This is a genomic window from Pantoea graminicola (assembly GCF_048452665.1).
In the GTDB taxonomy this organism is placed as follows: Bacteria; Pseudomonadota; Gammaproteobacteria; order Enterobacterales; family Enterobacteriaceae; genus Pantoea.
In genome coordinates this window covers 237,271-249,679 of record NZ_JBLWSJ010000008.1, presented here as the reverse complement: position 1 = coordinate 249,679, position 12,409 = coordinate 237,271, and the positions used below count along the sequence as shown (strand labels likewise).

Genomic DNA, 12,409 nt, shown 5'->3' with positions numbered 1-12,409 from the left:
TCAACGCGCTTCCCGTTGCCGGTGTGCCGTGTTGATGGAGGCGCATTATAGGGAGTTTCGCCGGGCTGACAAGCGTTTCTTTAAATTAATTTACTGAGCGCCTCTTTTTTAAACGAACGGCTTAAAAAGCGACATTTAATGGCCGAATAGCGCACAAATATCGCCATGAAACGTTGTAAAGAGACCTGATGTGGCTGAAGGCTGGTGCTATTATTTTGCTTCTTCTCGCAGGAAACCCCAGGAAGGATACTCAATGATCAGATCTGCGCGCAGCATGGCTGGTTTGCCATGGATAGCGGCGATGGCCTTTTTTATGCAGTCGCTTGATGCCACCATACTGAATACTGCCCTGCCCGCTATCGCCACCAGCCTCGACCGTTCTCCCCTCGCTATGCAATCTGCTGTTATCAGCTACACCCTGACCGTTGCGATGCTGATCCCGGTCAGCGGCTGGCTGGCCGATCGCTTCGGCACCCGCCGGGTGTTTATCATTGCGGTTTCCCTTTTTACCTTCGGATCACTGGCCTGCGCGCTGTCGCCAACGCTCCAGGTGCTGGTCATATCACGCGTCGTGCAGGGCATAGGGGGCGCCATGATGATGCCGGTCGCACGACTCGCGCTGCTGCGCGCCTACCCGCGCAGTGAACTGCTGCCGGTGCTCAACTTTGTGACCATGCCCGGATTAGTCGGTCCGATCCTGGGTCCGCTGCTGGGCGGCGTGCTGGTAACCTATGCGACGTGGCACTGGATCTTCCTGATTAATATTCCGATAGGCATCATGGGCATTGTCTACGCCCGTAAATATATGCCGGACTTCACTACCCCTAAACGCCGCTTCGACTTTTTCGGCTTTCTGCTGTTCGGAGCCGGACTGGTGATGATCTCGATCGGGATTGAGCTGTTTGGCGAACGCGTGGTTTCTGCCTGGCTGGCGGGCGGAATATTATTCAGCGGCATTGTGCTGTTGCTTCTTTATATCGTGCATGCCCGGCGTCACCCTTCGCCGCTGATTAATCTGCCGATGTTTAAAACCCGCACCTTCTCCGTCGGCATCGGCGGCAACATAGCATCCCGTCTCGGAACCGGCTGCGTGCCATTTTTAATGCCGCTCATGTTACAGGTGGGTTTTGGCTACTCTGCGATTATTGCCGGCTGCATGATGGCGCCTGTCGCCATCGGTTCAATACTGGCGAAGTCGACGGTGACCCAGCTGCTGCGCTGGCTGGGCTATCGTCGCCTGCTGGTCGGCATCACAACGATTATTGGTATTCTGATCGCCAGCTTCTCTCTGCAGTCTCCGGCAGAAAGCATCATCGTGCTGCTACTTCCGCTGTTTATTCTCGGCATGGCCATGTCAACGCAGTTCACCGCCATGAATACCATTACGCTGGCCGATCTGGATGACGATAACGCCAGTGGCGGTAACAGCGTGCTGGCCGTGACGCAGCAGCTGGCCATCAGTTTTGGTGTGGCGGTCAGTGCAGCCGTGCTCCGCTTCTATCAGGAGTTTGAAACGAGCACCATTTCCCAGTTTCACGCCACGTTCCTGACGATGGGGGTAGTGACGGTGCTGTCGGCGCTGACCTTTATGCTGCTGAAAAACGGAGATGGACGAAATCTGATTAGCGATCGCGATAAGAAGAAAAAGCGTTAGACGGAGCCTCGCATGACCAGTTCCGGCGTCAGCACCAGCGTCTGCTGGCTGGCGTCGGGATGGCTGAGCCGGTAAAGCAGGGTATCAATCGCCAGTTCACCCAGCGCATCTTTGGGCTGATGAATGGTGCTGAGGGGCGGAGTGAGATAGCGCGCCAGTTCGATATCATCATATCCCATCACCGCCATCTGCTGCGGAACCTGTATGTCAGCCTGATAAAGTGCATGATAGACACCAACCGCCATCGCGTCGTTGCTGGTAAACACCGCCTGCGGCGGCGTTTCCAGCGACAGCAGTTCAACCATGCCGTTGTAGCCGCCCTGAAATTCAAAGTCGCCACTCACCACATAGCCAGGCAAAATCTCCAGGCCACTCTTTGTCATGGCGTTGCGATAGCCCTCCAGCCGCATACGCGCCGGGGTTTTATCCTGCGGCCCGGCGATACAGGCGATGCGGGTATAACCGCTGTCGATAAGGTGCTGCGTCGCCAGCTCGCCACCCAGCAGCGCGTTATCCTGAATGATGTCACCCCGCCCTTCAAAGGGTGCCCAGTCCATCATGACGGCCGGAATGGCGGGATAGCGGTTCAGGATGTCGGCCGACGGCAGATGACTTTCGGTGCACATGATCAGCAGGCCATCCACGCGCTTCTGCATCAGCGTTTCCAGGCTGCGGTTCATCCGCTCCTCGTCGCCCGCCGTGTTGCAGAGGACCAGGCTGTAGCCACGCTGGTAGCAGCTCTCCTCCACGCCCCGCACCACTTCAGCATAAAACGGGTTGCTGCTGGTCGTCAGCAGCATACCGATCGTGTGCGTCTGATTGATTTTCAGACTGCGCGCCAGGGCGGAAGGGGCATAATTGAGATGGCGTATCGCCTGCTCAACCTTCTCCCGTACACCGTCACTCACAAAGCGGTTGTTATTAATAACGTGCGAGACGGTGGAGGTGGAGACGCCCGCCAGCCGGGCGACATCTTTCATGGTGCTCAAGCGCTTAGCCCTGCTGCTGCAAAAATTCATCGATCTCCGCGCGCCACGGCACGGAGGGCTGCGCACCCGGTCGGGTGACGGCGATCGCGGCGGCGGCATGAGCAAATCGCACCGCGTCATACATCGGTTTCTGCTCCAGTCGCGCCGTAATAAAGGCACCGTTAAAGGTATCGCCCGCCGCAATAGTGTCGATGGCCTTTACGCTGAAGCCGGCAATACGCTGGCCCTCTCCCTGCTCGCTCAGCCAGACGCCGCGACGTCCCAGGGTAATCAGGACCGTATGGATGCCTTTGGCATGCAGCACTGCCGCCGCGCGCGCCGCATCGTCGTCGCTGTTGACCGCAATACCGGTCAGACTCTCCGCTTCGGTTTCATTCGGTGTGATGATATCGATTAACGCCAGCAGCTCATCGGAGAGCGGGGTGGCGGGCGCCGGATTCAGGATCACCTGGGTCTGATGCTGTCGGGCGAGTCTGGCAGCAGCCAGTACGCTCTCCAGCGGGGACTCCAGCTGCATTAATAGCGCATCAGCATCGGCGATCACCTGCTGATGACGCGTGACGTACGCGGGTGTCAGCGCCGCATTCGCGCCGGAGTAGATGCCGATATTGTTCTCACCTTCGCCGTTGACGAAGATCATCGCCACGCCTGTCGACTCACCCTCATCGATTCCGACCGGCGTGGTATCAATGTTGTCCTGCGCCAGCTGCTGACGGATACGTTCGCCGATGTCGTCAGCGCCCACACAGGCGATAAAGGCGATATCGGCACCCGCACGTCCGGCTGCGACGGCCTGATTGGCACCTTTACCGCCAAACGCAATCTGATAACCCTGCCCGATCACCGTTTCACCGGGACGAGGGAAGTGCGCCAGATTAAGGATGTGGTCAGCATTAATGCTGCCAAGAACGGCCAGTTTTGCGTTTTTGCTCATAGGGGAGTCCGGAATAAGTGCGCCACCGGAAGGGTGGCGCGGTGCCCTGCTTTTCTTTGAGTTATTGAGTGACCAGCTTCAGGTCGACCGGGTTGATCGCCTTCACCTTTTCACCCTTCAGCACTTTATCAGCGGTATCCACGCCGATCATGCCAATTTTGTCTGGCATCTGTGCCACGGTCGCAGACAGTTTGCCACCTTCGACGGCTTTCACGCCATCCGCGGTGCCGTCAAAACCTACCACGATCACACCGGTTTTACCGGCGGTCTGCAGCGCACGCAGTGCACCCAGCGCCATTTCATCGTTCTGAGCGAAGACAGCCTGCACATCCGGATGGGCCTGCAGCAGGTTCTGCATGACGTTCAGACCCTTGGTGCGGTCGAAATCAGCAGGCTGGCTGGCGAGGATCTGGAATTTGTGTGCATCTGCGGCTTGTTTGAAGCCTTCGCCACGTTCGCGGGCGGCAGACGTTCCGGCAATGCCCTGCAGCTCAATAATTTTGGCGTTTTCGCCCACTTTCTTCGCGATGTAGTCACCCGCCATTTTACCGCCGAAACGGTTATCCGAGGCGACGTGGCTGACAACGGTGCCCTGTGCGGCCACGCGGTCCAGCGTAATCACCGGGATCTTCGCCTGGTTCGCCATCTTCACGGCATTGCCTACAGCATCAGAATCGGTAGGGTTGATCAGCAGCAGTTTGGTGCCGCGCACCGTCAGATCCTGCACGTTCGCCAGCTCTTTCGCCGGGTTGTTCTGAGAGTCCAGCACCACCAGGTTGTAGCCCAGCTTGTCCGCCTCTTTCTGAGCACCCTCTTTCAGCGAAACAAAGAACGGGTTGTTCAGGGTTGAGACCACCAGTGCGATGGTATCTTTTGCCATCGCGCCGGTGCTGAGCGTTGCGCCAAGGATCGCAGCCAGTATGGTTAACTTTTTCATCTTGTTATCCTGTGTAAGGTCAGAGTTATTTACTGCTTTTATTATCCACCAGCACCGCCAGCAGGATGACTACCGCTTTAACGATCATCTGGTAGTACGAAGAAACACCCATCAGGTTCAGGCCGTTATTCAGAAAGCCGAGGATCAGCGCGCCAATCAGGGTGCCGAAAATACGCCCTTTACCGCCCGCCAGGCTGGTTCCGCCCAGCACGACCGCCGCAATCGCATCCAGCTCATAGCCGGTGCCTGCCGTAGGCTGTGCCGAGGAGAGACGTGCTACTTCGATCGTGCCCGCCAGCGCCGCCAGCATGCCACTCAGTGAGTAGACGATGATTTTGACGCGATTGACGTTAATGCCGGAAAGACGCGTTGCCGCCTCATTTCCGCCAAGGGCATAGATGTAGCGGCCCAGACGGGTGTGCTGCAGCATGTACCAGGCGGCGATGAAGACCAGCGCCATCAGCCAGACCGGCGCAGGAACGCCTAGCGGACGACCGATACCAAACCAGCCCAGCAGATCGGCATTGGCGCTGAAACCGGTGTTAATCGGGCTGCCATCGGTGTAGACCATGGTGACACCGCGCAGCAGCAGCATCATAACCAGGGTGGCGATAAACGCCTGTACCTTGCCGCGTGCCACAATCGTGCCGGTCACGCCGCCGATAGCCGCCCCCAGCGCCAGCGATGCCGCCACCGCGACGAGGGCATTCACTTCCATACCGACCAGCGAGGCGCCCACCGCACCGGTCAGGGCCAGCAGCGACCCCACAGAAAGGTCGATACCGGAGGTCAGGATCACCAGCGTCATTCCCACCGCCATAATGGCGTTAACCGAGGTCTGCTGCAGGATGTTGAACAGGTTCGCTACGGTAAAGAAGTTCGGGCTCTGGCTGGCCACCACGGCGATCAGCACCAGCAGCGCAATCAGCGACTTCTGTTCAAGCAGCCAGCTTTTGCTAAACCAGCGACGGCTGGCAGGTAAAGTTTGGGTCGTCATACCACTAAATCCTCGCTGTGTTGCTTGCCTACGGCGGCGGCCATCAGGCTCTCCTGAGTGGCCTCTTCCCGGGTAAATTCGCCGCTGATACGGCCTTCATGCATCACCAGAATCCGGTCGCTCATGCCCAGCACTTCCGGCATCTCCGAGGAGACCAGGATGATGCTCAGCCCTTCGGCTTTAAACTGGTTAATCAGTTGATAGATCTCTTTCTTTGCGCCGACATCCACACCGCGCGTCGGCTCATCCAGAATCAGCACGTCCGGACGGGTCATCAGACCGCGGGCTATCGCCACTTTCTGCTGGTTTCCCCCCGACAGCAGGCCGATCGGCTGCTCCATAGAGGGGGTTTTGACGTTAAACAGCCGGATGAAGTCGCCCACCGCCAGCTGCTCCGCCGCATGTTTCAGGGTGCCGCCACCGTGACTGAAATAGCGAAGCGCCGTCAGCGACATGTTCTCTTTTACTGACATCCCCAGCACCAGACCATCGCGCTTACGATCTTCAGAGATGTAGACGATGCCGTTAGCCAGCCCATCCTGCGGTGAACGCGTGACCACATCCCGGCCATTGAGCCACAGGGATCCGGCCCGACGCGGCAGCGCGCCATAGAGGACTTTCATCAGTTCGGTCCGGCCCGCGCCCATCAGGCCAGAGATGCCCAGAATTTCACCTTTGCGCAGGCTGAAGCTGACATCCTCCACGCCCGGGCCGCTGACGTTCTCCACCCGGAGACGCACCTCGCCGGGTGCCTGGTCGATATGGGGGTATTGATCTTCCAGTTTGCGGCCGACCATCATCTCGATCAGGCTCTCTTCGGTCAGCGCGCTGACCGGACGTTCAGCGATAAACTGACCATCGCGGAACACCGTGACGTCATCGCAGATCTCAAAAATCTCTTTCATACGATGCGAGATATAGACGATGCCGCAGCCCTGCGCTTTCAGCTCGTTGATCACCCGAAAAAGCGACAGCGTTTCGGTATCGGTGAGCGCATCGGTCGGCTCATCCATGATGATCACTTTTGACTCAAAGCTCAGCACCTTGGCGATCTCAACCATTTGCTGATCGCCAATCGACAAATCGCCCACCAGCTTATGGCTGCTGAAGCGCAGATTGAGTCGCTTCAGCAGTGCATCGGCTTCGGCATACATCCGTGACCACTGGATACGGCCAAACGTCGTGACATATTCGCGACCGAGGAAAATATTCTCCGCCACGGTTAACTGCGGGATCAGGTTCAGTTCCTGATGGATAATGCCAATACCCGCTTCCTGCGAGGCCTTTGGCCCACTGAAACGGGTCTCTTTGCCCAGCCAGCGCAGCGTACCGGCATCATACTGATAGATCCCGGTCAGCACTTTCATCATGGTGGACTTGCCTGCGCCGTTTTCGCCCACCAGCGCCATGACGCGTCCGGCCCGGACATTCAGCGACGCGCCTTTCAGGGCTTTTACACCCGGAAAGGATTTTTCAATGCCGTCGAGTTGCAGTAAAGGTTGCATAGCCGCCTCAGAAGGTCACACCGGCGCTGAGGATGACATTCGCAAACGGAGAGCACTCTCCGCTGCGAATGACCGCCTGACTACGCTGCGTTTGTTGTTTGAATGTCTCATGACTGATGTAGCGGATGGTGATGGTATTTCCCTGGTGCTGTTGCAAGGCTTCGAGCACGGCGATCAGCGCGCCATGAAGTGACGGATTGTGCTGCTTAATCTCCTCGGCGATCAGGGCGCCCTCGACCTGCATCTCCAGTGCAACGGCATTCACCACCTGCATAAAATCGGGCGTACCCGGCGTGAGCGCCAGATCGATGCGCTGCGGTCCTGCCGGGATCGGCAAGCCTGCATCGGCAATCGTCAGCGTATCCGTGTGTCCCAGGCGGGCAATCACATGAGAGAGTTCAGCGTTTAACAGGCGACCTTTTTTCATCTTTTCACTCCACAGCGAAACGTTTCGCTTCCGGGAGTGTATGAAAAGCCGTCAACAACTCAATCAGCAGATCAGAAATCTGTGATCGCTATCGAAACGTTTCGCTTACGCGGAGGACAATTTGCGTTAAGGTGGGAAGGAGCCGGAAAAAAGGGGCCGCAGAGGCGGCCCGGCATGAACGGAGACTGTCGGGTTGCGGTCGGTGAAATGAACCTGTACCGCGAGGGTTAAGGCAGCTTCTTAACCTGTTTTACATCCAGCTCAACGCTGTTGAAATCTTTATCCAGTTCACCCGTCAGCTCAACGTTGTCCTGCGGCGAAATGGTCTGTCCGTTCCAGTGCTTACGATCGATCTCCACCTTCATCGTTCCGGTCTGGTCACGGAACAGATAATCTTCATGGCCGATCTGCTTTTCCAGCTTGCCACGCACGGTGATCCAGCTGTCATCCTTCATCTCTTCCGCCTGCTTCACGGTCACGACGCTGGTGTGGTCGGCTTTGAATCCGCCCTGACCCTCTGCGGTCTGCGTCTGCGCGGCGGGTGCGCTGGGATCAACAAATCCGCCCTGCTGGGCAGCAAAAACCGGTGCGGAAGCCAGCATTACGACGGCCAGAATTGCAGCGTGCTTTTTCATGGTGTACCCCTTTTTTTAAGTCATGTTGCCGGTGTGAATGAGCCCAGTAGACCACAGGGTTCTTAACAGCTTCTTAAGCGTTAAAAATAAGCGCGCTGCGCCGGAATCCGCTGTACAAGGCGGGAGGGGCTTCGTATAAAACGCTATCAGCAGAGGGAGACGGGATGCGTATTTTACTGATTGAGGACGATCGCCTGATTGGCGACGGCATTAAGGCGGGGCTGAGTAAGCTGGGTTTCAGCGTGGACTGGTTCACGTCGGGTGAGGCGGGCTTTAACGCCCTGGCGGCAGCGCCCTGGGATGCGGTGATCCTGGATCTCTCGCTGCCTGAGCGTGACGGCCTTGATATCCTGCGGCAGTGGCGACAGCAGGGCAACGATGTGCCGGTGCTGATCCTCACCGCCCGCGATGCGCTCGACCAGCGGATCGAAGGGCTGCAGCAGGGCGCTGACGACTATCTGTGCAAACCCTTCGCCCTGACCGAAGTGGCCGCTCGCTTGCAGGCGCTGATCCGTCGCCGTCACGGCCAGCTGCAGCCTGAACTGCGTCACGGCAATGTGGTGCTGATCCCGGGCAGCCACAGTGTGATGTGCGATGGCGAGCCGGTTGCGCTGAAAAGCCGCGAACTGGCGCTGCTGGAACTCTTTCTGCGCAACCCCGGCCGGGTGCTGACGCGCAGCCAGCTGGAAGAGAAGCTCTACAGCTGGGATGCCGATGTCTCCAGCAACGCCGTGGAAGTGCATATCCATCATCTGCGTAAGAAGCTGGGCAGCCACTTTATCCGAACGCTGCATGGCGTCGGTTACACCCTGGGAGCCACCGGATGCGATCAATGAGCCTGTTTCTGCGGCTCGGCCTCGGTTTTGTGCTGCTGCTGGCGATCTGCTGGGGCAGTGCCAGCCTCAGCGCCTGGCATCAGACCCGCGAAACCCTGGATGAGCTCTTTGATACCCAGCAGATGCTGCTGGCCAAGCGCCTGCTGACGCTGGATTTCGCCTCGCTCGACAACGTTACACTGCCCACCACCAAAGCGATGCTGCGCCACCATCGCGGCGATCAGGATGACGACGCCCTGGCGTTTGCGGTCTTCACGCGTGACGGCAGGCAGGTGCTGAACGATGGTGATAATGGGCGCTATCTGCCGTTTGAAGCTGAGTATCAGGGATTTCACGAGGGGCAGCTCACCAACGATGACGATCGCTGGCGGTTCGTCTGGCTGACCACCCCCGACAGGCAGTTCCGCGTGGTAGTGGGTCAGGAGGTGGAGTACCGTGACGACATGACGCAGGATCTGATGCGAGCCAGCGTCCTGCCGTGGCTGCTGGCGCTGCCTTTTATGCTGATGTTGCTGATCGCGCTGGTCTGGTCTGAACTGCGCCCACTGAAGACGCTGGCGCGACAGCTGGCGCAGCGCGCGCCGGATGACGACACGCCGCTGCAGGCTGACCGCGTGCCGAAAGAGGTTCAGCCGCTGATAGTCGCGCTCAACGGGCTGTTCAGCCGCATCAGCGCCATGATTCAGCGTGAACGACGCTTTACCTCCGATGCTGCCCATGAGCTGCGCACTCCGCTGGCCGCGCTGCAGGTACAAAGCGAGGTGATCCAGCTCACGGCGGATGATGAAGTGATGCGTACCCATGCACTGCGGCAACTGGATACCGGCATCATCCGCGCGACCCGGCTGGTGGACCAGCTGCTGACGCTCTCCCGGGTGGAAGCGGAGGATGCCCGCAGCGCCTTCGAACCGGTGGCGCTGAAACGCACTGTGCAGGAGACGCTGGCTGCCCAGCTGCCGCTGGCGGATAAAACGGGCGTCACCCTGCGACTGCATGCGGAGGCCGATCCGCAGCTTCAGGGGAATCCGCTGCTGCTGTCACTGCTGGTGCGCAATCTGCTGGATAACGCCATTCGTTATACGCCCGCGGGCAGTGAAGTCGATGTGCGGTTAGCGGCGAACAGCCTGTCGGTTGAGGATAATGGCGAGGGGATGCGTGACGCCGATCGGCAACGGCTCGGTGAGCGTTTCTGGCGACCGCCGGGTCAGGAGAAAAGTGGCAGCGGACTGGGATTATCAATCGTCCGTCAAATCGCGCAGCTGCATGGGATGGAGGTCGCCTTCAGCCAGCGACCCGGCAGCGGACTCTGCGTCACGCTGCGCTGGTCAGCGCCCACCCCGTAAGGCGGGCGCGGCCGATCAGATCTCGACCTGGGTTCCCAGCTCAATCACCCGGTTTGGCGGGATCTCAAACTGGTCCGGCGCACGGAGCGCATTGCGCTGCAGCGCCAGGAAGAGTTTGCCGCGCAGGCGCAGATACCACGGACGCTTGCCGATGATCAGCGACTCGTGCGACATAAAGAAGGAGGTCTCCATCATGCGACAGTTCAGCCCTTCCAGCCCGCACCGATGGAAAATCTCCTCGACGTTAGGCGTTTCGCGCCAGCCGTAGCTCGCCACCACCCGCCAGAAGGTGGGCGACAGCTGCTCAATGGTGACGCGCCGCACGTTGTGAACGTAAGGGGCATCTTCTGTCCGCAACGTCAGCAGCACGACCCGCTCATGCAACACCTTGTTGTGCTTGAGATTGTGCAGCATGGCAAACGGAATCACATTCAGGGCGCGCGACATATAGACCGCCGTGCCAGGCACCCGAACCGGCGGCGACTTCTCCAGTGAGGCGATCATCGCCTCCAGGGAGTTGCCGTGCTCATGCATACGGCGCAGCAGGCGGAAACGTTCGCTTTTCCACGTCGTCATAATGATAAACATCACCATGCCGAGACAGAGCGGCAGCCAGCCACCCGAAAAGATTTTCACCAGGTTCGCCGTAAACAGCGGCACGTCGATACAGAGCATCAGCACCAGGATGACGCCGACCGCCAGCTTATGCCAGTGCCAGTTTTTCACGGCCACGGTGCAGGAGAGGATCGCGGTCAGCACCATCGTGCCGGTTACGGCGATACCATAGGCCGCAGCCAGGTTGCTGGAGTGCTCGAAGCTGATGATCACAATCAGCACCGCAAAATAGAGCACCCAGTTGATGACCGGAATATAGATCTGGCCCGATTCCCGCTCAGAGGTGTGAATGATGCGCATCCCCGGCAGATACCCCAGGCGCACAGCCTGACGGGTCAGTGAGAAGACCCCGGAGATGACCGCCTGTGACGCGATAACCGTCGCCAGCGTTGCCAGAATCAGCATCGGGATCAGCGCCCAGTCCGGTGCCAGCAGAAAGAAGGGGTTCTTAATCGCTTTGGGATCGCTGAGTAACAGCGCACCCTGACCAAAGTAGTTCAGCACCAGCGAAGGCAGCACTACCGAGAACCATGCCAGCCGGATCGGCACTTTACCGAAGTGCCCCATATCGGCGTAGAGTGCTTCAACCCCGGTTATCGCCAGCACCACCGCGCCCAAGGCGAAGAAGGAGACCGATTTATAGTGCAGGAAGAACTCCACGGCATACGCGGGATTCAGCGCGTGCAGCACCTCCGGATTCTTCATGATGCCAAGACCGCCAAGCACGGCCAGCACCAGGAACCACACCAGCATCACCGGAGCAAAGAGTTTTCCCACCATGCCGGTGCCATGTTTCTGGATCACGAACAGCAGCGTCAGGACCGCAATCGACATCGGCACAATAAAGGGATCCAGCGACGGTGCGGCAATCTCCAGGCCTTCAATAGCTGACATCACCGAAATAGCCGGCGTGATCACCACCTCGCCATAGAAGAAGCTGCCGCCAATCAGGCCCATGATCACCAGTATCGCCGTGGCGCGCCCCCCGGTATGCCGGCCCGCCAGCGACATCAGTGTCAGAATGCCGCCTTCACCGGCGTTGTCGGCGCGCATCACATAACTGATATATTTCAGTGAGACCACCAGCACCAGCAGCCAGAAAATCAGCGACAGAAAGCCAAATACCGCTTCCCGTTCAACACCGAAGCCAAACTGTCCGGAGAGACATTCACGCAGGGTGTACAGCGGACTGGTGCCGATATCCCCGTAAACAACACCAATCGCGGCCAGCGTTAATCCACGAAGTGACTGCTTATTATCCGAGCTCATAGAGTTATCTTTTGTTGGAGTCTAAGAGGCGCAACACCCCTCGCTCAGGCCATCAAAAAGCGCACAGTATGCACGTATTGCCGAAAATTCCTATACCCGCTTCGCCTCTCAGTCCGGCTCACAGGGCCGTTTCAGGCGGTAAAGTCTCATTTAACGCCACTTTTAACCACGCAAACCTTCTGAAACAAAAAAGCTGACAGCTATCAACGCTTTCGCGCATGATGATCTATAGAGTAAGGCGCTTGCTTAAGCGCGGCGGCCCGACGAT

Annotated in this window: 11 protein-coding genes; 3 read left to right on the top strand and 8 right to left on the bottom strand. The window is 58.4% G+C overall.

The window, feature by feature from the left end:
* The first annotated feature begins 253 nt into the window (after positions 1 to 253).
* Positions 254 to 1,654, top strand: a complete 1,401-nt coding sequence (gene mdtD, locus ACNY69_RS18095) for a multidrug transporter subunit MdtD (RefSeq protein ID WP_111140931.1) — start codon at positions 254 to 256, stop codon at positions 1,652 to 1,654.
* On the opposite strand, the gene rbsR is transcribed toward mdtD, so the two are convergent.
* The 7 genes from rbsR to ACNY69_RS18060 all read right to left on the bottom strand — a co-directional run bounded on the left by rbsR (position 1,651) and on the right by ACNY69_RS18060 (position 8,078).
* Positions 1,651 to 2,634, bottom strand: coding sequence for a ribose operon transcriptional repressor RbsR (rbsR, locus tag ACNY69_RS18090; RefSeq protein ID WP_367396310.1), 984 nt, complete (start codon positions 2,632 to 2,634; stop codon positions 1,651 to 1,653). The genes mdtD and rbsR overlap by 4 nt on opposite strands.
* 13 nt (positions 2,635 to 2,647) lie before the next feature.
* Positions 2,648 to 3,577 carry a ribokinase gene (gene rbsK / locus ACNY69_RS18085; protein ID WP_418799426.1) on the bottom strand — a complete coding sequence of 310 codons (930 nt, stop codon included), beginning with the start codon at positions 3,575 to 3,577 and terminating at the stop codon, positions 2,648 to 2,650.
* A 61-nt stretch (positions 3,578 to 3,638) separates the two neighbouring features.
* On the bottom strand, positions 3,639 to 4,514 hold the full coding sequence (gene rbsB, locus ACNY69_RS18080) for a ribose ABC transporter substrate-binding protein RbsB (protein ID WP_111140934.1): 876 nt from the start codon (positions 4,512 to 4,514) through the stop codon (positions 3,639 to 3,641).
* Positions 4,515 to 4,539: 25 nt separating this feature from the next.
* Complete coding sequence (gene rbsC / locus ACNY69_RS18075; RefSeq protein ID WP_111140935.1) at positions 4,540 to 5,511, bottom strand: ribose ABC transporter permease; 972 nt, start codon at positions 5,509 to 5,511, stop codon at positions 4,540 to 4,542.
* Complete coding sequence (gene rbsA / locus ACNY69_RS18070; RefSeq protein ID WP_111140936.1) at positions 5,508 to 7,016, bottom strand: ribose ABC transporter ATP-binding protein RbsA; 1,509 nt, start codon at positions 7,014 to 7,016, stop codon at positions 5,508 to 5,510. Before rbsA ends, rbsC begins: the two co-directional genes overlap by 4 nt.
* Positions 7,017 to 7,023: 7 nt before the next feature.
* Positions 7,024 to 7,443, bottom strand: a complete 420-nt coding sequence (gene rbsD, locus ACNY69_RS18065) for a D-ribose pyranase (RefSeq protein WP_111140937.1) — start codon at positions 7,441 to 7,443, stop codon at positions 7,024 to 7,026.
* Positions 7,444 to 7,670: 227 nt separating this feature from the next.
* Positions 7,671 to 8,078 (bottom strand): YgiW/YdeI family stress tolerance OB fold protein, encoded by a 408-nt coding sequence (locus ACNY69_RS18060; protein ID WP_111140938.1) that lies wholly within the window; start codon positions 8,076 to 8,078, stop codon positions 7,671 to 7,673.
* Positions 8,079 to 8,242: 164 nt separating this feature from the next.
* Here ACNY69_RS18060 and qseB point away from each other — a divergent pair, with 164 nt between their 5' ends.
* Together qseB and qseC are read left to right on the top strand one after the other, a co-directional pair.
* Positions 8,243 to 8,914: a quorum sensing response regulator transcription factor QseB gene (gene qseB, locus ACNY69_RS18055; RefSeq protein ID WP_293773579.1), complete on the top strand. Its 672-nt coding sequence runs from the start codon at positions 8,243 to 8,245 to the stop codon at positions 8,912 to 8,914.
* Complete coding sequence (gene qseC / locus ACNY69_RS18050) at positions 8,902 to 10,257, top strand: quorum sensing histidine kinase QseC (protein ID WP_418799423.1); 1,356 nt, start codon at positions 8,902 to 8,904, stop codon at positions 10,255 to 10,257. The genes qseB and qseC overlap by 13 nt, the downstream gene beginning before the upstream one ends.
* A 15-nt stretch (positions 10,258 to 10,272) precedes the next feature.
* Here the strand turns inward: qseC and kup are convergent, their stop codons facing one another.
* Positions 10,273 to 12,141, bottom strand: coding sequence for a low affinity potassium transporter Kup (kup, locus tag ACNY69_RS18045; protein ID WP_111140941.1), 1,869 nt, complete (start codon positions 12,139 to 12,141; stop codon positions 10,273 to 10,275).
* Positions 12,142 to 12,409: the final 268 nt, after the last annotated feature.

Coding starts and splice junctions, on each gene's coding strand:
- mdtD (WP_111140931.1), top strand. CDS start 254: ATGATCAGATCTGCGCGCAGCATGGCTGGTTTGCCATGGATAGCGGCG.
- rbsR (WP_367396310.1), bottom strand. CDS start 2,634: ATGAAAGATGTCGCCCGGCTGGCGGGCGTCTCCACCTCCACCGTCTCG.
- rbsK (WP_418799426.1), bottom strand. CDS start 3,577: ATGAGCAAAAACGCAAAACTGGCCGTTCTTGGCAGCATTAATGCTGAC.
- rbsB (WP_111140934.1), bottom strand. CDS start 4,514: ATGAAAAAGTTAACCATACTGGCTGCGATCCTTGGCGCAACGCTCAGC.
- rbsC (WP_111140935.1), bottom strand. CDS start 5,511: ATGACGACCCAAACTTTACCTGCCAGCCGTCGCTGGTTTAGCAAAAGC.
- rbsA (WP_111140936.1), bottom strand. CDS start 7,016: ATGCAACCTTTACTGCAACTCGACGGCATTGAAAAATCCTTTCCGGGT.
- rbsD (WP_111140937.1), bottom strand. CDS start 7,443: ATGAAAAAAGGTCGCCTGTTAAACGCTGAACTCTCTCATGTGATTGCC.
- ACNY69_RS18060 (WP_111140938.1), bottom strand. CDS start 8,078: ATGAAAAAGCACGCTGCAATTCTGGCCGTCGTAATGCTGGCTTCCGCA.
- qseB (WP_293773579.1), top strand. CDS start 8,243: ATGCGTATTTTACTGATTGAGGACGATCGCCTGATTGGCGACGGCATT.
- qseC (WP_418799423.1), top strand. CDS start 8,902: ATGCGATCAATGAGCCTGTTTCTGCGGCTCGGCCTCGGTTTTGTGCTG.
- kup (WP_111140941.1), bottom strand. CDS start 12,141: ATGAGCTCGGATAATAAGCAGTCACTTCGTGGATTAACGCTGGCCGCG.